The sequence below is a fragment of the Nocardioides carbamazepini genome, assembly GCF_024614185.1.
GTDB classification, from domain to species: Bacteria; Actinomycetota; Actinomycetes; order Propionibacteriales; family Nocardioidaceae; genus Nocardioides; species Nocardioides carbamazepini.
Map to the genome: position 1 here is coordinate 36,349 of NZ_JAHTLF010000008.1, position 21,320 is coordinate 57,668.

Consider the following 21,320-nt stretch of genomic DNA (forward strand, 5'->3'; position numbering starts at 1 on the left):
CGCGGTCGGGCGGTCAGGCCGAGAGGATCAGCCCGCTCGTCGGCACGCCGGTGCCGGCGGTGACCAGCACGTGGTGGGCGTCGGCGACCGGGTTGACCGAGGTGCCGCGGATCTGGCGCACGCCCTCGGCGATGCCGTTCATCCCGTGGATGTAGGCCTCGCCGAGCTGACCGCCGTGGGTGTTGATCGGGAGCCGGCCACCGACCTCGATGGCGCCGTCCTTGACGAAGTCCTTGGCCTCGCCGCGACCACAGAACCCCAGCTCCTCCAGCTGCATGAGGACGTACGGCGTGAAGTGGTCGTAGAGGACCGCCATCGGCATGTCCGCGGGGGTGAGCCCGGACTGCTTCCACAGCTCGCGCCCGACGATGCCGATCTCGGGGATGCCGATGTCGTCGCGGTAGTAGGACGTCATCACGAACTGGTCGCGCCCCGAGCCCTGAGCGGCGGCGACGACGTACGCCGGCTGCTGGGCCAAGTCCCTGGCCCGCTCCGCCGACACGATGACCAGCGCGACGGCGCCGTCGGACTCCTGGCAGCAGTCGAGCAGGTGCAGCGGGTCCGCGATCATCCGGGAGGCCTGGTGGTCCTCGAGCGTGATCGGCTTGCCGTAGAAGAACGCGGCCGGGTTGGTGGCGGCGTGCCTCCGGTCGGCGACGGCGACCCGGCCGAAGTCCGCCGACGTGGCGCCGTACTCGTGCATGTAGCGGCGAGCCTGCATCGCGACCGTCGCGGCCGGCGTGGACAGGCCGAGCGGGTAGGTCCAGGCGTTGTCGAGGCCGTTGGTGTTGACCTGCGCGGCCGCCCAGTTGGAGACCTGGCCGAAGCGGTCGCCTGAGCGCTCGTTGAAGCCGCGGTAGGCGACGACGACGTCGGCGACCCCGGTGGCGACGGCCATCGCGGCCTGCTGGACGGTCGCGCACGCGGCACCACCGCCGTAGTTGATCCGGCTGAAGAAGCGCAGCTCGGGGATGCCGAGCTCGCGGGCCACGGCGATCTCGGACGAGGTGTCCATCGTGAAGGTGACCAGGCCGTCGACGTCGGCGGGCGTGAGCCCGCAGTCTGCGAGGGCGTGCCGGACGGCCTCGACGGACAGCTGGAGCTCGGAGCGACCGGACTCCTTGGAGAACTCGGTCGCGCCGATGCCGGCGATGGCGGCCCTGCCGGACAGGGTGCGCTCGCTCATGCGGCCACCGTCACGGTCCCGATGACGTGGTCACCCAGCGACACCGAGCCGACCACCTTGATCGTGGCGACACCGTCCTCGACGGAGGTGACCTCGCCGGAGAAGGTGAACGTGTCGTAGGGGTACGCCGGAGCGCCGAGCCGGATCGAGATCCCCCGGATCTGCACGTCGGGGCCGGCCCAGTCGGTGACGTAGCGCTCGCAGAGCGCCGTCGAGGTGAGGATGTTGACGAAGATGTCCTTCGAGCCGGCCGCCTGCGCGATGTCGCGGTCGTGGTGGACGTCCTGGAAGTCGCGGGTCGCGATCGCCGTCGACACCACCAGCGTCGGGGTGATCGGCAGGCTCCACTCGGGGAGCCGGTCGCCCACATTCATGTCAGTCCGCCTTCGTCCAGATCGGGAGGGTCAGGTCGTCGTCGATCACGTTCCAGCCGACCTGCAGCCGGTCGCCGATCTCGACGGGCTCGGTCACCTCGGCGACCATCCGCACGCCCTCATCGAGATCGAGCAGGGCGATGACCAGTGGCAGCTGCTTGCCGGGCACCTGCGGGGCGTGGTGGACGAGGTACGAGAAGACCGTCCCCTCCCCCGTGGCCACGACGTAGCCACGGTCGAAGGCGCCGCAGTCCGGGCAGGCCGGGCCGGGCGGGTGACGCAGCACGCCGCACGCATTGCACTTCTGGATGCGCAGCTCGCGCGCCGACGTGCCCTCGAAGAAGTAGGCGTTGTCCCGATTGATCACCGGGCGTACCGGGCCGCTCACGACGTCTTCTCCCTCGGGATGAACTTCAGCACCCGGAACAGCATGGTCGCGACCCTCTCACCACGCCCGTCGGGATGGTCGACGTACCAGGTGTTGCGCGAGGTCACGAAGTAGCCGACGCCCATGCCGGTGGCCTTCGGGCCGACGACGGAGTCGAGAGCGGTGGTGACCCGCAGCCGCTCCCCCACCTCGAGGTAGCGGTCGTAGGACTGCTCGCAGTTGGTGCCGAGGACGGCGGTGAAGCCGGCGCCGGTGAGCGCGCGCATCATCGCGTGCAGCGGGTCGTCCTCCGACGGCCTGCCGCCGAGGCCGTACATGGTCCAGACCTGGGCCATCGACGGCGGTGCTTCGCCGGCCTTGAACCGCGGGTTGTCGAGGCCCATCGCCTCGAGCCAGTTGTTGATCGTCGGCTGGTTGACCTCGTCGCGGGCGAACCGCTCGGCGGCCTCGCCCCAGCCCTTGATCCGCTCCGCCTCGGCCATGATCTTCTCGTGGACGGCCGGGTCCACCAGAGCCTCGCTCGCGGGGTGATTCATCGGGGCACCCGCGGCAGGCCGAGTCCGAACATCGAGATCAGCTCGCGCTGGACCTCCTGGACCCCACCGCCGAAGGTGAGCACGAGGTTCCGCTTGGCCTGCGCGTCGAGGTAGTCGAGCAACCTCCTGGTCTCCGGTTCTCCCGCGTCACCGTGGCGGTGCACGAGCGAGATGAGGTCGGCGAGCAGGTGCTGCACCTGGTCGGAGGCGAACACCTTCGAGGAGGACGCGTCGGCGACCTTGATCTCCCCCGCGGCCGCGGCCCGGGCGACCTCCCAGTTGAGCAGCTCGTTGATCCGGAAGACCGCCGTCACCCTGCCGAGGATCTCGCGGGCGTCGGGCCGGTCGAGGATCCCGGCGGCGGCGGCCCAGCGGACCACGCGGTCACGCAGGCCCTCGATCCGGCCGGCGGGGCCGAGCATGACCCGTTCGTGGTTGAGCTGCGTGGTGATCAGCCGCCACCCCTGGTTCTCCTCGCCGACGAGCATGTCGACGGGGACCCGGACATCGTTGAAGTACGTCGCGTTGACGTGGTGGGAGCCGTCGGCGGTGATGATCGGCGTCCAGCTGTAGCCGGGGTCCTTCGTGTCCACGATGAGGATCGAGATGCCCTTGTGCTTGGGGGCGTCGGGGTCGGTGCGCACCGCCAGCCAGAGGTAGTCGGCCTGATGGCCGCCGGTGGTCCACATCTTCTGGCCGTTCACGACGTAGTGGTCGCCGTCCCGCCTGGCCGTCGTGCGCAACGACGCGAGGTCGGTGCCGGCATCGGGCTCGCTGTAGCCGATCGCGAAGTGCACGTCGCCCTTGAGGATGCGCTCCAGGAAGAGATCCTTCTGCTGCTGGGTGCCGTACTTGATCAGGGTCGGCCCGACGGTCTGCAGCGTGACCGACGGCAGGTGCACGTCGGCGTACTGCGCCTCGTTGGCGAAGATCGTCTGCTCGACCTCGCCGAGCCCGTGGCCGCCGTACTCCTTCGGCCAGCCGACACCCATCCAGCCGTCGGTGCCGAGGCGGCGGATCATCCGCTCGTACGTCGGTCCGTGGCGGTTCCAGGCTCCCTCGACGGGGTCGGGGTCGTGGAGGCCGTCGAACTCGGCCGCGACGCCGCCGAAGTACTCGCGCAGCCGCGCCTTGAGGGCACGCTGGTCCTCGGTGAGCTCGAGGTTCTTGGCGCCGGCGCCCTCGACGGGGACGTCGGCGGCCGTGGTGTCGAGTGCGTGGGCGAGGTCGGTGCCCCACGTCGTCAGCGCGACGAGCGGGTAGGTGATGTCGACGCCCATGCCTCCGTGGAGGTGGTGGCAGGTGCGGAAGGCGTACGGCGCCACCTGGCTCGCCCAGTAGCCCGCGACGGCGAGGTCGTCGGCGGCCGGGAGGCCCTCGGCGACCCGCCACACGGCGTTGTCGGCGGCCAGGTCGAGGGTGCGCGAGGTGACGTAGACGTCGGCCATCTGCAGCGACACGGCCTGGAACTCGGCCAGGGCGCGACCGAATTGCTGGCGACCCTTGACGTACTCCGCCGTCAGGTCGCGGGCGCCGGAGAGGACGCCGGCCGCCGTCACGGCGAGACCCGCGCGGGCCAGGTCGCGGAGGCGGGCGGCGGCCTCCACCGCACCGTCGGCCAGTGGCTCGGCCGGCGCGCCGTCGAGCACGACGGTGTGCTGGGGGGAGGCGCTCGACGCGCTCGCGGGCAGCAGGGTGACGCCGGGGCCGGTCGGATCGACGAGGACGACGACCTCGCGCTCGCCCTCGCTCGCGAGGACCAGCAGGCGGTGGGCGCGCTCCGCGTAGGTGACGGCGAGCTTGCGACCGGAGACCCTGCCGTCGGCGTACGTCGCCTCACCGCGCAGTGCTGGTGTCACCAGCAGGTCGCCGGCGGCGATGCCCGGCAGCAGCTCCTTGCGCTGGGCGTCGGTGCCGTGGTCGGCCAGGGTGAGCGCGCCGCAGCACAGCGTCTCCCACGCCGGGACCCGCACCGCCCGACGTCCGCTCTCGCGCAGCAGCACCGCGATCGCGTCGATACCGAGTCCCTCGCCGCCGTGCTCCTCGGGAACGGGGAGCGAGGTCAGCCCGGCGGTGGCCCACGCGGACCACTCGCGGGCGTCGGACTCGCGCTCCAGGACCTCGCCGACGACGGCGCGGACTGCGTTGATCGACTCTGCATCCACAGCGAAACTGTAACGTGTTCTAGTGTTGGCCGCATGGGGGCCGTCTCACTCATCGACGTCGCACGGCACCGCGTCCGGCTGCCGCCCACCCGGATCCCTCCGGGACGGATGCTGGAGCTGCCCGGCCGCGGCGGTGCGACCTTCGTGACCGACACGCCGGGACCGCACCCCGCGTCCCCCACGATCGTGCTGCTGCACGCGCTGGGCACGACCGGCCTGCTCACCTGGTTCCCCGCGATCGAGCCGCTCTCCCGGCGGTTCCGCGTGGTCACGCTCGACCAGCGCTGGCACGGCCGCGGCATCCAGAGCGAGGAGTTCAGCCTCGCCGACTGTGCCGACGACGTCGCCGCGCTGATCGACCTCCTGGACCTGCGCGACGTCATCGTCGGCGGCTACTCCATGGGCTCGATCGTCGCGCAGCGGGTCTGGCGTCAGCACCCCGCCAAGGTGGAGGGGCTGGTGCTCGGCGCGACCACCGACCGGTTCCAGCTGACCGCCGCCGAGCGTGGCTTCTTCCTCGGCATGGGCAGCACGATGCTCGCGCTGCGCGGCGTGTCGCGGTCCCGGACCGCGCTCAGGGCCGCGCGGGCGGCCGCCCGCGGGGTCGACCTGGAGCCGTCGGACCTGCACGAGTGGGCGCTGCGGGAGTTCCGGTCGACCAGCCCGTGGGCGGTCGGGCAGGCGCTCGCCGCACTCGGCCGGCACCACTCCCGGCCCTGGCTCTCCCGGATCGACGTGCCGACCGCCGTGGTCGCGATGATGCGCGACCGGGTCATCCCGACCCAGCGGCAGCTCGCCCTCGCCCGGGCGATCCCCGGCGCGACCCTGCACGAGGTCGACGACGGGCACGCCGGGTGCGTGCTCGGCGCCGAGAGGTTCGTGCCGCGCTTCGTCGAGGCGGCCGCGACAGTCAACGCGCGGCGCCGGGACCTCCAGCGGCGTCCACCGCCGCGCTGAGCCTCGCCAGCTCGGCCGGGAAGTGCCGGACCAGCGCGTCGGCGTCGGGCATCGACTCCCGACAGGCGATCGCGCCCACGTGCATCTGCCCGGCATTAGACATCACGGTGACGTTGAGGCCGGCACCGTGGAAGACCGGGCCGAGCGGGCACATCGCGTCGATCCGCGCGCCCATGAAGTAGAGCGGGATCGGCGGCCCCGGCACGTTGGAGATGACCAGGTTGTGCACCACCGGGTGCCGCTCGGCGAGACGCAGGTTGGCGTAGGCACGCACGGCGAGCCCGAAGGTGCGCGGCGCCGCGAACTCCGCCCAGTCCTGGAGCGCGTCCGCGCTGATCGCGTTGTGGTGCTCCTTGGCATGCCGATTGCGCTCGGCCAGCATCCGCAGCCGCGCCAGGGGGTCGTCGAGGTCCGTCCCGAGCTTGGTGAACAGCGCGGAGACCTTGTTGGCGCCCGTCGCTCGGCGCGAGCTGTCGCGCACGCTCACGGGGACGGTGGCCAGCAGCGAGGACTCGGGCAACTCGTCGCGCTGGGCCAGGTAGGACCGCAGCGCTCCGCCGGAGACCGCGAGCACCACGTCGTTGACCGTCGTCCCCGTGACCTTCTTGATCCGACGGATCTCCTCGAGGTCCAGGTCGGCCACCCCGATCGACCGGTGCGAGGTGATGGTGCCGTTGAACGAGGTGCGCGGGGCGGAGAACGGCGCCGCCATCGCCGTACCGCGCCGGGCGCGGCCGATGCTCCGAGTGACCAGCTGCGCGGACGGCTTGAGCACCTTGACCAGGGTCACCGGGCGGGTCGCGGTGCCGATCACGGCCCGGCCCAGCAGCTCCCCGCGCCCGGGGTCCCGCGGGTGCGGGGCGTTCTCGGGCACCAACGGCGGCGCGTCGGGCTCGAGCGAGCACAGGTGCGAGATCAGGTTCGAGCCGGAGACGCCGTCCACGGTCGCGTGATGCATCTTCGCGAACACGACGACCTTCTCCTCCGCGCTCCCCTGCGGCCGATAGCCCTCGATCACCCACATCTCCCAGAGCGGACGTGAGCGGTCGAGCGGCAGTGACGCGAGATGGGCGCACAGGTCCATGAGCTCGGCGTACCCACCGGGCGTCGGCAGCGCGAGGCGGTGGACGTGACGCTCGATGTCGAAGCCCTGGTCGCGCACCCAGACCGGGTGGTCGAGCCCGAGCGGCACACCACGGACCTTGCGCGTGAAGCCCGGGACGTCACGCACCCGGAGGTCGATCTCGCGCTGCATGGCGGCGAAGGAGTACGACGCGGTCATGGTGGCCGGGTCGAGCACCATCACCGCGCACACGTGCATCAGCTGGGCGGGCGTCTCCAGGTAGAGGAAGCTCGCATCCAGTCCCGACAGCCGATCCATCCGCCAACCCCCATGGAAAACTAGAACGAGTATCAGTTTCTCACAACGATCCGGATATTCTCGGGTCATGGGATTCGTAGGCCGCCAGCTCGTCACCGCGGCGCTGACCGCCAACGCCATCCGGCCCCTGCCCGGGTCCCGCGCCGGGATCCCGGCCTTCTTCGCCGGCTGGCTCACCGGCGAGCTGGCCCCTCATCTCCTCGGCCTCACCGCCGCCGACGCCGCCGCCCACGCCACCGGGTCCCGGCGCGACTGGCGCGGGCTCACGCTCGCCGGACTGGCCGGCGCCGGCCTGGTGCACCTCATCCGACAGAGCCGGCAGGCGGTCACCGACGCCGAGGACGCGCTGGTCGAGGGACTGGGCGTCGACTACGTCGAGCAGCTCGACGCGAAGCTCACCCCGGCCGAGCTGGCCACGCCCTGGCGACGCATCGCCAACCCGTTCGCCTTCCGCGCCGCCGCCCGCCGGGCGGGGGTCGAGGTGCACCGGGACATCCCGTTCGCGCCGTACGGGCGCCGGGGGCTGCTGGACGTCTACACCTCCGAGGTCACCCCGGCGTCCGGGGCGCCCGTGCTCCTCCAGGTGCACGGCGGCGCCTGGACGATCGGCAACAAGGACCAGCAGGGCCTGCCCCTGATGCAGCATCTCGCCGCCAAGGGCTGGGTCTGCGTGGCGATCAACTACCGGCTCGCACCTCGTGACCCGTGGCCGGCCCAGATCGTCGACGTGAAGGCGGCGATCGCGTGGATCAAGGAGCACATCACCGCGTACGGCGGCGACCCGGCGTACATCGCGATCACCGGCGGCTCCGCCGGCGGCCACCTCACCGCCCTCGCCGCCGTGACGCCGAACGCGCCGGAGTTCCAGCCCGGCTTCGAGGCGGCGGACACCAGCGTCCAGGCCGCCGTCCCCTACTACGGCGTCTACGACCTCGCCGGCGCGAGTGGCTTGAGGACCGCCGAGCTGATGCGGGACAGGTTCCTCGCCCCTATCGTGTTCAAGCGGTCCCCCAGCTCCGAGCGTGCCGCCTTCGAGGAGGCCAGCCCGCTGCTGCGGGTGACGGCCGACGCCCCCGACTTCTTCGTCGTCCACGGCTCGCGTGACACCCTGGTCGACCCGGGCCAGGCGCGGGCCTTCGTCGCGGCGCTGCGCGCGACCTCGAGGCGGACCGTGACCTACGCCGAGCTGCCGGGCGCGCAGCATGCCTTCGACATCTTCCCGTCGATCCGGTCGCAGCACCTCGTCCGCGCCACCGACCGCTTCCTGCACTGGCACTGGCAGCGCCATCGGGCCGCCCTGTCGGCACCGGCGGCCCAGGAGGCCTAGGCAGGCCCGCCCGGGTCGTCGTACAGCCGGAAGAGCCGCAACGGCGCGTCGGACTCCCCCGGCGCGGGCGGCAGCGCCTCGAGGGCTGCCCAGCACTCACGGGCGAGCCGACGGGCCTCGGCCCCCGGCCACGGCCGCGGCAGCAGCTCGGGTGGGAGCAGCGGGTCGGGGGTCAGTGCGCGGTCGAACTCGGCGGCGATCTCGACGGTCAGCGTGGTCCGCTCCGCGCCGGTGACGACCTCGCCGGCCGCGATCCGGGCGGCCGCCCTCCGGGCGAGCGCGGCAAGCGCCCGATGCCGCTCGGCGATCTCGTCGAGCGGCCACAGCGAGGCGGCCAGCCGACGGGGATCGTCCGTCCCGCCGACCCGCAGGTCGCGGGTCGTCAGCACGCTGAGGGCGTCGTGCACGTCGAGATGCCGCGCACGCGCCTCGACCAGGTCGCCGATCGCGTTGGCCGCGACGTACATCCCGCCGGGCAACGGCGCCGCGCCGAGGTGGACGAGGGTCTCGCGCAGCTCGTCCCGAGCGGACCGGCGCGACTCGGGTACGGCGAAGCCGAACAGGTGCCAGGTCCCCGACCACGGCTCCAGGCCGGCATCCTGCCGGTACGCGTAGCGGACGTGCTCGGCATCGGGGGCGAGTGCCCCGCTCGGGTGCCCCGGATCGGCCAACGCGGTGATCACCGCCTTGCGGCCCCGGCCCTCGTGGGCGAACCGCCCCTCGGCGACCAGTCGCTTCAGGCACAGCCGCACCTGCTGGTCGGTCATGCCGAGCAGAGCCGCGACGTCGTACAGCTCCCCCGCGTCGACGACGCCGTCCTCACGCACCAGCGCGTCCACCAGCAGCCGGGTCGGGATCGGGCGGTTCATCTCCCACACTCTTTTCGCTCGTTTTGACTACGACCGTACTTGAAATGATAGTTCTTGGTCATGAGCACACGACGATCTCCCGGACGCCTCGCCCACGTCGACGGCCTGCGCGGGTTCGCGCTGCTCGGGATCCTCGTCGTCAACATCACCTACCTGGCCTCTGCCTATCACGGCACGGGCCTGGAGGACCCCGGCACCGACGACCCGCTCGGCCACGGCGTGCGCTGGCTGGTCGCGACGCTCTTCGAGGCGAAGTTCTTCCTGCTGTTCTCCTTCCTGTTCGGCTACAGCTTCACCCTGCAGATCGACTCCGCGACCCGCAGCGGCGCCCGGTTCGGACCGCGCTTCCTGCGCCGGCTCGCGGGCCTGTTCGCGCTCGGGGCGCTGCACGCGGTGCTGCTCTTCCCCGGCGACATCCTGACGCTCTACGCCCTCCTCGGGCTGGTCCTGCTGGCGGTGCGCGACCTGGCGCCGCGGGCAGCCGTGCGCACCGCGGTGGTGGTGCTCGTGGTCACCGCCCTGGCGTACGGCGCCCTGGCCCTCGCCGTCCACCAGGCCGGAGGCGGAGGGACGATCCCGGCCGGAACCGCCGAGCACGCGGCCGCCGCGACCGAGGCACTGCGCGGCGATCCGGGCTCGGTGATCGGCGTACATCTCGACCAGCTGCCGGACGTGGCCTTCCTGCTGCTCTTCTTCCAGGCGCCGTCGGCCTTCGCGGCCTTCCTCGTCGGCCTCGCCGTCGGCCGACGCCGGGCGCTCGCCGACCCGGGCGCCCTGCTGCCCCTGCTGCGCCGCCTACAGGTCGCCGGCTTCACCGTCGGGCTGGCCGGCGGGCTCGTCTACGCACACGCCAGCCTGCGCCACCCCGAGAGCGCCTACCAGGTGCTCGCCCTCGGGATCGACGTGCTGACCGCGCCTCTCCTCGCGGCGGCCTACGGCGCCACGATGCTGCGGCTCTTCGACACGCGCCGCGGCCAGCAGGCGCTCGCCGCGTTCGCTCCCGCCGGCCGGATGTCACTGACCAACTACCTCGGGCAGTCACTGGTCTGCGCCCTGCTCTTCACCGGGTACGGCGCCGGCCTGGTCGGCCGGGTACACCCGGCCGGCGTCGCGGCGATCGCGATCATCCTGTTCGTGGTCCAGCTCGCGGTGAGCCGGTGGTGGCTGCGGGGCCACGCCTACGGTCCGCTCGAGTGGCTGCTGCGGGCGTGGACGGTACTCGGCGTACCTCCGTGGCGGCGCACGTCCCGCGTCTCCTAGCGCGGCAGGCCGAGGATCCGCTCGCCGGCGACGTTGCGCAGGATCTGGGTGGTCCCGCCGGCAATGGACAGGCAGCGGGTGTTGAGCTGCTCCCAGACGTCGGCGGCCAGCGGGTCGCCGGACTCCTTGCCGATCGGGCCGAGCAGCGCGAGCTCGTCGCCCTGGAGCCGGACGACGAGCTCGGAGGAGTCCTGCCGGCTGCGGACGCCGAGGAGCTTGGCGACGCTCGACTCGGCGCCGGGGCCGTGGCCGCCGAGGGCGCGCAGGGTGGTGCGGACGCCGAGGAGGGCGCAGACGGTGGCGAGGGCGACCTGGCGGCCCACCTCGACCCGATCGACCGGACCGAGGTCGCGAGTGTCAGCGAGCTCGACGGCTCGCTCCACGCTCTTGGTGAGCCGGGCGCTCGCCATCGCCACCCGCTCGTTGGCGAGGGTGGTGCGGGCCAGCCGCCAGCCGTCGCCGGGCTCCGCGACGACGCACTCGTCGGGCACGAAGACCTCGTCGAGGAACACCTCGTTGAAGAGGGCCTCACCGGTGAGCTCGCGCAGCGGCCGGACCTCGATGCCGGCCGAGCGCATGTCGACGAGGAAGTAGGTGATGCCCTTGTGCTGCGGCACGTCGGCGTCGGTGCGGGCCAGGCAGATGCCCCAGTCGGCGCGCTCGGCCACCGACGTCCACACCTTCTGCCCGGTCAGCGACCAGCCGCCGTCCACCTTCGCGGCGCGGGTGCGCAGGGAGGCGAGGTCGGAGCCGGAGCCCGGCTCCGAGAACAGCTGGCACCAGGTCAGCTCGCCGAGCAGCGAGGGCCGCACGAACCGCTCGCGCTGGGCGTCCGTGCCATGGCTGAGGATCGTCGGGACGGCCCAGCCGGCGATCACCAGGTCCGGCCGGACGACGCCCGCCCTGCCCAGCTCCTGGTCGATGACGATCTGCGTGGCGGGGTCGGCGCCGAGGCCGTAGGGCGCGGGCCAGTGCGGCGTGAGGTAGCCGGTGTCCACGAGCGCCGCCCGCCGCTCGCCCGCTGCCAGCGCCGCGATCCGCTCGGCGGTGGCCCGTGCCTCCGGGCGGACCGCCTCGTCGCGGCCCTCGAGGTCGACGTCGACGCGGCGTCGCACCCCGGCCACGGCGGCGGCGGTCACCCGCTCGGCCGCGGCATCGGCGGACCCCGCGAGGGCGCGCAGCGTGAGGGCGCGGCGCAGGTAGAGGTGGGCGTCGTGCTCGTGGGTGAACCCGATGCCCCCGAGCACCTGGATGCAGGCCTTGGCGACCTCGACGGCTCCGTCGAAGCAGGTGACGTGAGCGACGTCGACGGCGAACGACCACTGCTCGACGTCGCCCTCCCCCGCATCGGTCGCCGGAGCGGCCGCGGCGGCGTCCCAGGCGGCGGCGGTGACCGCCTCCGCGGTCTCGAGCATCTGGGCGCACAGGTGCTTGACGGCCTGGAAGGCACCGATCCGCTGGCCGAACTGCTCACGCACCTTGGCGTAGTCGACGGCGGTCTCCAGGCACCAGCGGGTCACGCCGGCAGCCTCGGCGGCGGCGAGAGTGACGGCGAGGAGCCGGCGGCGGTCGTCGCCGGCGCTCGTGAGGGCCGGAGCGGAGACGCGGGCGTGCCGGGCGCTCAGGTCGACGCCGACCTCGGGCGTGACGTCGCCGCCGTCGAGCAGCAGCCGCTCGACGGCCGCGCCGCCGTCCCACACGGCACCGGCAGGGTGCACCTGCACGCCGTACCGACCGGGCCGACCGGTCAGCAGGGACCCGATCGTGGCGCCGAGGAGCCCGCCGGGGACCAGCTCGTGGGCGCAGGCCTCGAGCGCGACCGCCTGGTCGAGGACCGTGCCACCTCCACCGCCGGCACTCTCGGGCACGGCGATGGCCGCGACGCCCATCTCGTCGGCGGCCGACCAGATCGCGGCGAAGTCGGCACGCACGTCACCCTCCGCAGCACGCACGGCCGCCAGCGGGGACAGGCTCGCCGCCCACTTGCGCAGGCTGTCGGCGAGCTCGACCTGCTCGTCGGTGATGCCGATCGACATGGATCCCCCGCGGAGTCAGAAAGGTGTGGGAACTAGAACAAGTTCCAGTTTACTAGAGTGGCCCGGTGACCGACACCATGCCGTCCGACCTGCTGGACCTCGCCCGCGCGGCCAAGGGCTTCATGCCCGCGGACGAGGGCGACCTGCTCTTCCGGATCGCCCTCGAGCGACTCCCCCACGGCCCGGGCCTGGAGGTCGGCACCTACTGCGGGAAGTCCGGGATCTACCTCGGCGCCGCCGCCCAGCGCGTGGGCGGGACCGTGTTCACCGTCGATCACCACCGCGGCTCCGAGGAGAACCAGGCCGGCTGGGAGCACCACGACGCCAGCGTCGTCGACCCCGAGTTCGGCCTGATGGACACGCTCGGTCAGTTCCGCAAGAACATCGCCCGCGCCGGCCTCGAGGACCACGTCGTCGCCGTCGTCGGCCGGTCCAGCACCGTCGCCGCCCATTGGCGCACGCCACTCTCGCTGCTCTTCATCGACGGCGGGCACGGCGAGGAGCCGGCCCGCGCCGACTTCCAGGGCTGGGCGCACTGGGTCGGGACCGGCGGCTACCTGGCCATCCACGACGTCTTCCCCGACCCCGCGGACGGCGGGCGCCCGCCGTACGAGCAGATCTACCTCCCTGCCCTGGCCGGCGGCGCCTTCACGGAGATCGAGGTCGTCGGCTCGCTGCGGGTGCTGCGGCGCGTCTCAGGCGCGGCCGGAGACCCGCTCCGCTGACGGGCACTCGCACTCGAGCGCGATCTCGTCGAAGTGCGGCGCGAGCGAGGTGCCGCGCATGATCCCCGAGCCCGGGGTGGCGTGGCCGTAGGTCTCCCCGAGCGCGTCGACGGCGAGGATGACCGCGGCCGCCGTGTAGGTCGTGTGCTCGTGCGGCCAGTAGACGTCGCGCGGCTCGCCCTCGGGCGCCGGCCGCGAGGCGTCGGAGTAGACCCAGCCGGTCCAGTAGCGGCCGTCGGACTCGCGCAGGTGCTGCATGTCGGTGACCAGTCGCAGGGCGCGGCGGCTCGACTCCGGGTCGCCGATGACGTCGAGCGCCATCGCGAGCTCGCAGGTCTCGGCTCCGGTCACCCAGGGGTTGGTGTCGACGCAGTGGATGCCGAGGCCGGGGACGACGAAGTCGTCCCACCGCCGCGCGAGCAGCGCGGCGGCCGCCTCGCCGCGGACCGGGCCGCCGAGGACGGGGTAGTACCAGTCCATCGAGTAGCTCGCCTTGTCCGCGAACCGGTCGGGGTGGGTGCGCACCGCGTGGCCGAGCCGGCCTCCGGCGAGCTCCCACTCGGGCTGCGGGTCGTCCATCAGGTCGGCCAGCGCGACACCGGCGCGCAGCGAGTGGTAGATCGAGGAGTTGCCGGTGAGCAGGCAGAAGTCGTCGACGGGCGTCCAGCGGATGCCGCCGAACGGCTCCTGCAGCGACACGACGAAGTCGAGGCCGGCCCGCACGGAGGGCCAGTAGCGCTCGACGAACCGGATGTCGCGGCGCACCAGCCAGTGGTGCCACAGCCCCACCGCGAAGTACGCCGACATGTTGACCTCGCCGCGCTCGTCCTCCGCGACGCCGTTCACGATCTTCATCGGCCACGAGCCGTCGGGGCGCTGCATGGTCGGCACCCAGGCGTAGGCACGCTCGGCCGCCTCGACCTGACCGCCGACGAGCATCGCCATGGCGGCCTCGACGTGGTTCCAGATGTCGACGTGCTCGCCGGTCGTCCACGGCACGGCACCCCACGGCTCCTGCATCGCCGCGATGGCGGCAGCGGTGTCCGCGACCTGCTGGGCGGTGAGGAGGCCGTCGACGTACGGCAGGCGCGAGAGTGCGACCTCGGGGGTCGCCGTCATGCTCGGTGCGGCTTGCGGAAGTAGAGCACCATGCTCTTGCCGATCATCGGGTCGAGGAGCTTGCCGGCGAGCTGGAGCGCCTTGGGCTGCTTCATGATCTCCCAGACCAGCAGCTTGTGGTACGCCTTCGCGAGCGGGTTGCCGTCGTTCTCGACGCCGACGGCGCACTTGATCCACCAGTACGGCGCGTGCAGCCCGTGGGTGTGGCTCTTGCCCTCGAAGAGCATCGCGTCGCCGGGGGTGCCGTCGTTGAACCTGCCGCCCTTGGTGACCTTGTCGACCAGCTCGTGGTCGGTGTAGATCCGGATGTGGCCGCCCTCGGCGTTGTGGTACTCGGCCGACAGGCGCCAGTTGATCACCTCGGGCAGCCAGCGGGGCACCGTCACCGCGAGGGTGCCGCCCGGGCGCAGCACGCGGATCAGCTCGCGGATGGCCGCGACGTCGTCGTGGATGTGCTCGAGCACCTCGGAGCAGACGATCCGGTCGAACTCGCCGTCCGCGAAGGGCAGCGCGAGCGCGTCACCCTGCTTGACGTCGGCCTCGGCGCCCGCGGGGACCTCGCCGGCCTCCTTCATGGCCACGAAGAGGTCGCGGACGCCCTCGAGCTCCTCGGCGTCGAGGTCGAACGCGACCACGTCCGCACCGCGGCGGTACATCTCGAAGCTGTGCCGGCCCGCGCCCGCGCCCATGTCGAGGACGCGGTCACCGGGCCGCAGACCCAGCCGGTCGAAGTCGACGGTCAGCATCAGTTCTTCTCCTCGCTGCTGTGCTCATCGCGATGGTCGGCGATGACCTTCTCGTACGCCGCGGCGACCTTCACCGCCACTGCCTTCCAGCTGAACTGCTCCTCGACCCGCTTGCGGCCGGCGGCCCCCATCCGGGCACGGCGCTCGGGATCGTCGAGCATCCGCTCGAGGGCGTGGAGCAGCTCGCCGACGTCGCCGGGGATGACCAGGTCGGCGCACTCGCCGTCCTCCCCCACCACCTCGGGGATCGCGCCGGCGCGGGACACGATCAGCGGCGTCGCGCAGGCCATCATCTCGGCGGTCGGCAGCGAGAAGCCCTCGTAGAGCGAGGGCACACAGGCGACCTCGGCCGAGCCCATCAGCTCGACCAGCTCGTCGTCGGTGAGCCCATGGGCGAACCGGACGGCGTCGCCGATGCCGAGCTTCTCGATGAGCTTCTCGGTGCGCCCGCCCGGAGCCGGGCGGGTGACCAGCACCAGCTCGACGTCACGCTCGGTGCGCAGCTTGGCGAAGGCCTCGAGCAGCGTCGCGATGCCCTTCATGGGGGCGTCGGCGCTGGCCATCGCCATGATCCGGCCGGCGACGCGCGGCTTGGTCGGCGGCACGAAGTTGTCGTCGACGCCGAGCAGGATGACCTGCATCTTCGCGGGGTCGACCCCGAAGTCGCGGGCGATGTCGCGCTTGGACGCCTCCGACGGGGTCAGGATCCAGCGCGCGCGCCTGGCGACATGGGCCTGCATGCGCAAGAAGCCGTACCACCGCCGCAGCGTGACCTTGCGCCACGGGTTGCGCGTCTGCGCGAGGTCGATGCGCCGGTCGAAGGTGATCGGGTGGTGGATCGTGGTGAGCAACGGGGCACCGGCCGCCTGCTCGACGTCGAGCATGCCGTGGCCGAGGACCTGGTTGTCGTGCACGACGTCGAAGTCGCCCTTGCGCTCCGCGAGGACCTTCACGATCCGGCGGGAGAACGTGCGCGGCTCGGGGAACCCGGCCAGGCACATGATCGCGAACTCCTGGACGTCGGTCAGGTCACGGAACTCTCGCAACCTGGGTACGCGGAACGGGTCCGGCTCGCGGTAGAGGTCGAGACTGGGGACCTTGGTCAGCGCGACGCCGTCGTCGAGCGCCGGGTACGGCTGCCCCGAGAACACCTCGACGGTGTGGCCCAGTCGGGTGAGCTCACGGCTCAGGTGACGCAGGTACACCCCCTGCCCACCGACGTGGGTCTTGCTGCGATAGGACAGCATCGCGATCCGCACAGGTACCTCTCCCCAAGGCCTTGCTCCCGGGGAGCAGTCCGAAATGAAAACGTGGTGGAACGTGTTCCAAATTATGCGCTACTTGCCGGTAGCCTATCCACTGGGTGCACATCGACCCGACTCTTCACAGCACCGCAGGGGGGACTTCCCGTGACCATCGCGAACCCGTCCACGTCCGACGATCTCGGATCGGCCGCACAGCGGGAGCGCCGCAAGCGAATCCTCGATGCGACCTATGAGCTCGCGAAGTCCGGCGGCTTCGACGCGGTCCAGATGCGCGCGGTCGCCGAGCAGGCCGACGTGGCCCTCGGCACGCTGTACCGGTACTTCCCGTCGAAGATCCACCTGCTCGTCTCCGCCCTGGGCCGCCAGTTCGAGGACGCCTCGGCGCGCCTCAACGAGCGCGACATCCCCGGCGACACGCAGGCCGAGCGCGTGCTCTACGTCCTCAAGCGGATGGCACGCGGCATGCAGGGCGACCCCAAGCTCACCGAGGCGCTCACCCGCGCCTTCATGTTCGCCGACAGCAGTGTGACCAACGAGATCCACGTCGTCGGCATGGCGATGACCACGATCGTCACCCATGCGATGCACGGCGGCGTGCCCGACGAGGGCGCGCTCACCGACGAGGACGTGGCCATCGCGCGCGTCATCGGCGACGTGTGGCTGTCGGCCCTCGTGGCCTGGGTGACCGGCCGCTCCACGGCAGCGGAGACCGCGGCGCACATGGAGACCGCGGTCGGCCTGATCCTGCGCGACTGAGCCCATCGGGCCGTCAGCCCCCGAAGGCGTGCGTGCTCGTCACGCCACCGTCGACGGCGATCTCGGCGCCGTTGATGTACGACGACTCGTCGCTGGCCAGGAAGACGTAGACGGGCGCGATGTCCTCGGGCGTGCCGACCCGGCGCAACGGCACCTTGCTGGCGCCGAACTCCATCGCCGCGTCGCCGCCGTGGACCCGGGTCATCGGGGTGTCGATCATGCCGGGGTGCACCGAGTTGACCCGGATCCCCTTGGGACCGAGCTCCATCGCCGCGCACTTGGTCATGCCGCGGATCGCCCACTTCGTGGCGGCGTACGCCGTGCACGACGGCATCCCGGCCAGACCCTCGACGGACGAGGCGTTGATGATCGAGCCGCCGCCGTTCTTGCGCATGGTGCGGCTGACCGCCTGCATCCCGAGGAAGACCCCGAGCTGGTTGACCCGCCACAGCAGCTCGACCTCCTCGGCGGGCATCCGCTCGATGTCGCCGAAGCGCAGGATGCCGGCGTTGTTGGCGAGCACGTTGACCGCGCCGAACCGGTTGTTGGCGTCCTCGACCAGCGCCGTCCACGACGCCTCGTCGCTGACGTCGTGGTGGGCGAAGTGGGCCGCGGCGCCGAGCTGGTCGGCGAGCGCCTGGCCCTGCTCCTTCGCGACATCGGCGACGACGACGCGCGCGCCCTCCGCGACGTACGCCCGGGCGATCTCGGCACCCTGGCCCATCGCGGCGCCGGTGACGATCGCGACCTTGCCCTCGAGTCTCATACGGTCAGCCTCATGATCGAGTCGGCGGCGAAGCCGACGTTCGGGTCGCGGTCGGCGAAGAAGCCGCCGAGCTGCTTGTCGAGGTCGTCGCCGGTCCACAGGTCGCCGGCGGCGTCGAAGCGCTGCTCCACGACGGGCGCGGCGACCAGGGCCACCATGCCGCCGTACACGACGAAGACCTGGCCGGTGATCCGCTCGGCGGCCGGCGAGGCGAGGTAGGCGACCAACGGAGCGACGTGGTCGGCCGAGTAGGGGTCGACCGACTTGCCGGAGGCGTCCTCGCCGAAGACCTCGGCGGTCATCGCCGTGCGGGCGCGGGGGCAGATCGCGTTGGCGCGCACGCCGATGCGGGACAGCCCGCGGGCCGTCGACAGGGTCAGCGCGGCGATGCCTGCCTTGGCGGCCGCATAGTTGGCCTGGCCCGGGGAGCCACCGAGGAACGCCTCGGAGGCGGTGTTGACGATGCTGCCGTAGACCGTGCCGCTCTCGCTCTCCTTGGCCTTGCCCCGCCAGTAGGCCGCGGCATTGCGCGAGAGCAGGAAGTGGCCGCGCAGGTGCACCGCGATGACGGCGTCCCACTCGTCGTCGCCGAGATTGAACAGCATCCGGTCGCGGGTCATGCCGGCGTTGTTGACGACGATGTCGAGGCCGCCGAGCTGCTCGACGGCGGCGGCGACCATGGCGTCGGCCGTGGCCCGCTCGCTCACGTCACCGGGTACGACGACCGCCTCTCCGCCGAAGGAGCGGATCTCCGCCGCGGCCTCGTCGCCGGCACCCGGCAGGTCGTTGAGGACGACCCGGGCGCCGGCGCGCGCCAGCGCCACCGCCTCCGCGCGCCCCAGACCGGCGCCGGCTCCGGTGACGACGGCGACCTTGCCGTCCAGCGACGTCGTCGCCTCCATGCTCACTCCTCCACCAGCGTGATCGCGGCACGCGGGCAGGCCGCGGCGGCACGCTTGACGTCGTCGAGGTTCTCAGCGGTCGTCTGCTCGGTGTGGAGCTGAAGGAAGTCGTCGTCGTCCAGCTCGAACACCTCGGGAGCCATCGCCTCGCACAGGCCGTTGGACTCGCACAGGTCGAAGTCGACCTTGATCTTCATGGACATGCTGCCTTTCACGTCATCTTCCGGTGGTCCCAGGACGCGACCCGGTCGGGGTGGATGATCACGCCCACCCGCTTGGTCGCCTGCTTCTCCACGGTCTGCGCGCCGATCTCGCCGAGGGCCTCGAACGAGTCGACGCCGAACATCCGCACGGACACGGCCTTGCCGATCTCGAGGATCCGGTCGTGCTCGCGCACGATCTCGGCGCGGCCCTCGATGGAGACGCCGCGCAGCTCGAAGTAGTCGGTGCCGTCCTCGACCAGCGCGGTCACCCGCGGGTCGCGCTCGAGGTTGAGGATCTTCTGGCTGCGGCCGTAGGTCCAGAACGCGATCCTCCCGTCCTGGACGTCGTAGAAGAGCGTGGTGAGGTGCGGGAAGCCGTCCCGGCCGTTGGCCGCGACCTGCACCTTGACGTTCTCCTCGAGCAAGCCCCGCACCTCCTCGTCGGTCAGCTTGACCTGGTCGCGACCGGCGCTCATGTCAGCTCCCTTCCGAGGAGTGTCCGGGGAACACGTGGGCGGTCGGGTCGATCACCACGGCCGCGTTGTTGACGGCGGTCGCGGCCTCGCCGAAGCCGACCGCGATCAGCCGGACCTTGCCGGGATACTCGGTGATGTCGCCGGCCGCGAACACGCGTGGCAGCGTGGTCTGCATCGACGGGTCGACGACCACGTGGCGGCGATGGGTCTCCAGCCCCCACTGCTGCAACGGCCCGAGGTCGGCGATGAAGCCGAGGGCGGCGACCACGGCCTGGGCGGGCAGGACACGCGACTCGCCCTCGACGGTCAGCTCGACCTCGGCCAGCGGACCGGTCGCTCCCCCGTCTGCGTCGCGGAGCGCGGCGACCTCGGCCTTGGTGATCACCTGCACCGACGACGCCCGGACCTGGTCGACGGTGCGCTGGTGGGCACGGAAGGCGTCGCGGCGGTGCACGAGCGTGACCGAGCGCGCGATCGGCTCGAGATGGACGGCCCAGTCGAAGGCGCTGTCGCCGCCACCGACGATGACCACGTCCCGGTCGCGGTACGGCTCGAAGCCCGGCACGAAGAACTCCACCCCACGCCCGATCCAGGCCTCGGCCGCGGGCAGCGGGCGTGGGCTGAACTTGCCGATGCCGGCAGTGATGACGAGCGCCTTGGCCCGGACGGCGGTGCCGTCGTCGAGGCTCAGCGTGAGGCCGTCGTCGTCGACGGCGAGGTCGGTGGCCGTGCGGCCGAGCAGCTGCTCCGGCTTCGCGCTCAGCGCCTGCGCGGCCAGACCCTCGACCAGATCCCTGCCCTTGACGCTCGGGAACCCGGCGACGTCGAGGATCGCCTTCTCCGGGTACATGGCGGTGATCTGGCCGCCGAGCTCGGGCAGCGAGTCGATCAGCGCTACCCGCATCCCGCGGAATCCTGCATAGTAGGTGGCGAACAGACCGGTCGGGCCCGCGCCGACCACGGCCAGATCGCAGTCGACGATGCTCTCTCCTGTGGTGGCCACGACAGAACTGTAACGTGTTCTAGTTCGTCTTGTCTTGCTCTGCCGGGTCCGAGGTCGGCGCGTCCGAGGTCGGCGCGTCCGAGGCCCGTGCCGCGGCGGGGTCGTCGGTGTCGAGTCGGTCGACGAGCCAGCCGTGGTCGGTGTTGACCATCGTGACCAGCACGCGGTACGGCGTCACGACGGTCTCCTTCTCACCATCACGCTTCCGCTCCACGACCTGGTTGAGGAAGACCAGCGCCTCGAGCCGGGTCCGGTTCGCCCGCACGACGCCCTGGGCGACGACACTCGCCTGGACGACGAGCTCCTGGGCGATCCCCTGCTCCTTCACGTCGCCGATCGTCTTGAGGTAGTCCTGCTCGTAGCGGTCCGTGGTGAGCTCGACCGCCCGGGCGACCTCCTCGTCGTACTTGCCGTAGTCGACCGACACGAGCTCCTGGGCCGCCTTCGCGGCGGCCTCGACGCCGTCTCGCCACTGGAGGGCGGGCACCACGACCGGGCGCCCCTTCGGAACGCTGAGGCCACTGGTGTCGTTGACCCGCTCCGACGGCTCGTCGTCGTCACCGAAGCGGTCGACCAGGAGCAGGGCGAACTCGGCGACCAGCGCGAGGGTGACCAGGGCCAGCACCGCGATCAGCACCCGTGTGGTCCGCGGTCGGGCCAGCAGCCCGGGGCCGCGATCCGCCGGCTGCTCGTCGGGCTGCTCGTCGGGCTGCTCCGCCGGCTGGTGGTCGAGCTGCTCGTCGACCTCGTCAGGAGCCGTCGGGCGGTCGACGTCGGTCCGGCCGACGTCGGTCCGGCCGGCGATCCGGCGCGGGCGGGGCGTCTGCCCGCGCGAGCTGGCGGGCTTGCGGGGGGTGGGGCGACTCATCTGTTCCTCGTC

22 protein-coding genes are annotated in these 21,320 nt (G+C 71.9%); 5 read left to right on the top strand and 17 right to left on the bottom strand.

Features of this window, described 5'->3' with window-relative positions:
• Window positions 1-13: 13 nt before the first annotated feature.
• From KVF89_RS02760 to KVF89_RS02780, 5 genes are read right to left on the bottom strand one after another with little or no spacing between them, the layout of a single operon-like run.
• On the bottom strand, window positions 14-1,186 hold the full coding sequence (locus KVF89_RS02760) for a lipid-transfer protein (RefSeq protein ID WP_257423154.1): 1,173 nt from the start codon (window positions 1,184-1,186) through the stop codon (window positions 14-16).
• A complete protein-coding gene (locus tag KVF89_RS02765; protein ID WP_257423155.1) occupies window positions 1,183-1,560 on the bottom strand; it encodes a MaoC family dehydratase in 378 nt (125 codons plus the stop codon). Before KVF89_RS02765 ends, KVF89_RS02760 begins: the two co-directional genes overlap by 4 nt.
• A 1-nt stretch (window position 1,561) precedes the next feature.
• A complete protein-coding gene (locus KVF89_RS02770) occupies window positions 1,562-1,948 on the bottom strand; it encodes a Zn-ribbon domain-containing OB-fold protein (protein WP_257423156.1) in 387 nt (128 codons plus the stop codon).
• A complete protein-coding gene (locus tag KVF89_RS02775) occupies window positions 1,945-2,484 on the bottom strand; it encodes an FAS1-like dehydratase domain-containing protein (protein WP_257423158.1) in 540 nt (179 codons plus the stop codon). Before KVF89_RS02775 ends, KVF89_RS02770 begins: the two co-directional genes overlap by 4 nt.
• Window positions 2,481-4,649 carry an acyl-CoA dehydrogenase family protein gene (locus KVF89_RS02780; RefSeq protein ID WP_257423160.1) on the bottom strand — a complete coding sequence of 723 codons (2,169 nt, stop codon included), beginning with the start codon at window positions 4,647-4,649 and terminating at the stop codon, window positions 2,481-2,483. The genes KVF89_RS02775 and KVF89_RS02780 overlap by 4 nt, the downstream gene beginning before the upstream one ends.
• 33 nt (window positions 4,650-4,682) lie before the next feature.
• Here KVF89_RS02780 and KVF89_RS02785 point away from each other — a divergent pair, with 33 nt between their 5' ends.
• Window positions 4,683-5,606 (top strand): alpha/beta fold hydrolase, encoded by a 924-nt coding sequence (locus KVF89_RS02785; protein WP_257423161.1) that lies wholly within the window; start codon window positions 4,683-4,685, stop codon window positions 5,604-5,606.
• On the opposite strand, the gene KVF89_RS02790 is transcribed toward KVF89_RS02785, so the two are convergent.
• Entirely contained in the window at window positions 5,560-6,987 is a 1,428-nt protein-coding gene (locus tag KVF89_RS02790; RefSeq protein WP_257423163.1) for a WS/DGAT/MGAT family O-acyltransferase, read from the bottom strand. The genes KVF89_RS02785 and KVF89_RS02790 overlap by 47 nt on opposite strands.
• Window positions 6,988-7,054: 67 nt before the next feature.
• Between KVF89_RS02790 and KVF89_RS02795 the strand changes: the two genes are divergently transcribed.
• Window positions 7,055-8,314, top strand: a complete 1,260-nt coding sequence (locus tag KVF89_RS02795) for an alpha/beta hydrolase (protein ID WP_257423165.1) — start codon at window positions 7,055-7,057, stop codon at window positions 8,312-8,314.
• Here the strand turns inward: KVF89_RS02795 and KVF89_RS02800 are convergent.
• The gene (locus tag KVF89_RS02800; protein WP_257423167.1) at window positions 8,311-9,183 is read right to left on the bottom strand and encodes a PaaX family transcriptional regulator C-terminal domain-containing protein; all 873 of its coding nucleotides are present in this window, start codon (window positions 9,181-9,183) and stop codon (window positions 8,311-8,313) included. The genes KVF89_RS02795 and KVF89_RS02800 overlap by 4 nt on opposite strands.
• A 60-nt stretch (window positions 9,184-9,243) precedes the next feature.
• Here KVF89_RS02800 and KVF89_RS02805 point away from each other — a divergent pair, with 60 nt between their 5' ends.
• A complete protein-coding gene (locus KVF89_RS02805) occupies window positions 9,244-10,443 on the top strand; it encodes a DUF418 domain-containing protein (protein ID WP_257423169.1) in 1,200 nt (399 codons plus the stop codon).
• On the opposite strand, the gene KVF89_RS02810 is transcribed toward KVF89_RS02805, so the two are convergent.
• On the bottom strand, window positions 10,440-12,479 hold the full coding sequence (locus KVF89_RS02810; RefSeq protein ID WP_257423171.1) for an acyl-CoA dehydrogenase family protein: 2,040 nt from the start codon (window positions 12,477-12,479) through the stop codon (window positions 10,440-10,442). The genes KVF89_RS02805 and KVF89_RS02810 overlap by 4 nt on opposite strands.
• Window positions 12,480-12,544: 65 nt before the next feature.
• Between KVF89_RS02810 and KVF89_RS02815 the strand changes: the two genes are divergently transcribed.
• The gene (locus KVF89_RS02815) at window positions 12,545-13,204 is read left to right on the top strand and encodes a class I SAM-dependent methyltransferase (protein ID WP_257423173.1); all 660 of its coding nucleotides are present in this window, start codon (window positions 12,545-12,547) and stop codon (window positions 13,202-13,204) included.
• Here KVF89_RS02815 and KVF89_RS02820 read toward each other — a convergent pair.
• From KVF89_RS02820 to KVF89_RS02830, 3 genes are read right to left on the bottom strand one after another with little or no spacing between them, the layout of a single operon-like run.
• A complete protein-coding gene (locus KVF89_RS02820; RefSeq protein WP_257423175.1) occupies window positions 13,175-14,323 on the bottom strand; it encodes a prenyltransferase in 1,149 nt (382 codons plus the stop codon). The genes KVF89_RS02815 and KVF89_RS02820 overlap by 30 nt on opposite strands.
• Window positions 14,320-15,069, bottom strand: coding sequence for a class I SAM-dependent methyltransferase (locus KVF89_RS02825; RefSeq protein ID WP_257423176.1), 750 nt, complete (start codon window positions 15,067-15,069; stop codon window positions 14,320-14,322). Before KVF89_RS02825 ends, KVF89_RS02820 begins: the two co-directional genes overlap by 4 nt.
• Complete coding sequence (locus tag KVF89_RS02830; RefSeq protein ID WP_257423178.1) at window positions 15,069-16,328, bottom strand: glycosyltransferase family 4 protein; 1,260 nt, start codon at window positions 16,326-16,328, stop codon at window positions 15,069-15,071. Before KVF89_RS02830 ends, KVF89_RS02825 begins: the two co-directional genes overlap by 1 nt.
• A 150-nt stretch (window positions 16,329-16,478) precedes the next feature.
• Here KVF89_RS02830 and KVF89_RS02835 point away from each other — a divergent pair, with 150 nt between their 5' ends.
• Window positions 16,479-17,090: a TetR family transcriptional regulator gene (locus KVF89_RS02835; RefSeq protein ID WP_257423180.1), complete on the top strand. Its 612-nt coding sequence runs from the start codon at window positions 16,479-16,481 to the stop codon at window positions 17,088-17,090.
• A 13-nt stretch (window positions 17,091-17,103) separates the two neighbouring features.
• Here KVF89_RS02835 and KVF89_RS02840 read toward each other — a convergent pair whose 3' ends face one another.
• From KVF89_RS02840 to KVF89_RS02865, 6 genes are read right to left on the bottom strand one after another with little or no spacing between them, the layout of a single operon-like run.
• A complete protein-coding gene (locus KVF89_RS02840; protein WP_257423182.1) occupies window positions 17,104-17,856 on the bottom strand; it encodes a glucose 1-dehydrogenase in 753 nt (250 codons plus the stop codon).
• Complete coding sequence (locus tag KVF89_RS02845; protein ID WP_257423184.1) at window positions 17,853-18,758, bottom strand: 3-oxoacyl-ACP reductase; 906 nt, start codon at window positions 18,756-18,758, stop codon at window positions 17,853-17,855. The genes KVF89_RS02840 and KVF89_RS02845 overlap by 4 nt, the downstream gene beginning before the upstream one ends.
• Before the next feature lie 2 nt (window positions 18,759-18,760).
• Window positions 18,761-18,955, bottom strand: coding sequence for a ferredoxin (locus KVF89_RS02850; RefSeq protein ID WP_257423186.1), 195 nt, complete (start codon window positions 18,953-18,955; stop codon window positions 18,761-18,763).
• Between the two features lie 14 nt (window positions 18,956-18,969).
• Window positions 18,970-19,437 carry a pyridoxamine 5'-phosphate oxidase family protein gene (locus tag KVF89_RS02855; protein WP_257423188.1) on the bottom strand — a complete coding sequence of 156 codons (468 nt, stop codon included), beginning with the start codon at window positions 19,435-19,437 and terminating at the stop codon, window positions 18,970-18,972.
• Between the two features lies 1 nt (window position 19,438).
• On the bottom strand, window positions 19,439-20,440 hold the full coding sequence (locus tag KVF89_RS02860; protein WP_257423190.1) for an NAD(P)/FAD-dependent oxidoreductase: 1,002 nt from the start codon (window positions 20,438-20,440) through the stop codon (window positions 19,439-19,441).
• A 19-nt stretch (window positions 20,441-20,459) separates the two neighbouring features.
• Window positions 20,460-21,308: a hypothetical protein gene (locus KVF89_RS02865; RefSeq protein WP_257423192.1), complete on the bottom strand. Its 849-nt coding sequence runs from the start codon at window positions 21,306-21,308 to the stop codon at window positions 20,460-20,462.
• Window positions 21,309-21,320: the final 12 nt, after the last annotated feature.

Excerpts from the sequence above, each read along its gene's own strand:
- KVF89_RS02855 (WP_257423188.1), bottom strand. The coding sequence starts at position 19,437 with ATGAGCGCCGGTCGCGACCAGGTCAAGCTGACCGACGAGGAGGTGCGG.
- KVF89_RS02805 (WP_257423169.1), top strand. The coding sequence starts at position 9,244 with ATGAGCACACGACGATCTCCCGGACGCCTCGCCCACGTCGACGGCCTG.
- KVF89_RS02810 (WP_257423171.1), bottom strand. The coding sequence starts at position 12,479 with ATGTCGATCGGCATCACCGACGAGCAGGTCGAGCTCGCCGACAGCCTG.
- KVF89_RS02865 (WP_257423192.1), bottom strand. The coding sequence starts at position 21,308 with ATGAGTCGCCCCACCCCCCGCAAGCCCGCCAGCTCGCGCGGGCAGACG.
- KVF89_RS02850 (WP_257423186.1), bottom strand. The coding sequence starts at position 18,955 with ATGAAGATCAAGGTCGACTTCGACCTGTGCGAGTCCAACGGCCTGTGC.
- KVF89_RS02840 (WP_257423182.1), bottom strand. The coding sequence starts at position 17,856 with ATGAGACTCGAGGGCAAGGTCGCGATCGTCACCGGCGCCGCGATGGGC.
- KVF89_RS02775 (WP_257423158.1), bottom strand. The coding sequence starts at position 2,484 with ATGAATCACCCCGCGAGCGAGGCTCTGGTGGACCCGGCCGTCCACGAG.
- KVF89_RS02760 (WP_257423154.1), bottom strand. The coding sequence starts at position 1,186 with ATGAGCGAGCGCACCCTGTCCGGCAGGGCCGCCATCGCCGGCATCGGC.
- KVF89_RS02825 (WP_257423176.1), bottom strand. The coding sequence starts at position 15,069 with ATGCTGACCGTCGACTTCGACCGGCTGGGTCTGCGGCCCGGTGACCGC.
- KVF89_RS02795 (WP_257423165.1), top strand. The coding sequence starts at position 7,055 with ATGGGATTCGTAGGCCGCCAGCTCGTCACCGCGGCGCTGACCGCCAAC.
- KVF89_RS02820 (WP_257423175.1), bottom strand. The coding sequence starts at position 14,323 with ATGACGGCGACCCCCGAGGTCGCACTCTCGCGCCTGCCGTACGTCGAC.
- KVF89_RS02765 (WP_257423155.1), bottom strand. The coding sequence starts at position 1,560 with ATGAATGTGGGCGACCGGCTCCCCGAGTGGAGCCTGCCGATCACCCCG.
- KVF89_RS02785 (WP_257423161.1), top strand. The coding sequence starts at position 4,683 with ATGGGGGCCGTCTCACTCATCGACGTCGCACGGCACCGCGTCCGGCTG.
- KVF89_RS02800 (WP_257423167.1), bottom strand. The coding sequence starts at position 9,183 with ATGAACCGCCCGATCCCGACCCGGCTGCTGGTGGACGCGCTGGTGCGT.
- KVF89_RS02845 (WP_257423184.1), bottom strand. The coding sequence starts at position 18,758 with ATGGAGGCGACGACGTCGCTGGACGGCAAGGTCGCCGTCGTCACCGGA.
- KVF89_RS02790 (WP_257423163.1), bottom strand. The coding sequence starts at position 6,987 with ATGGATCGGCTGTCGGGACTGGATGCGAGCTTCCTCTACCTGGAGACG.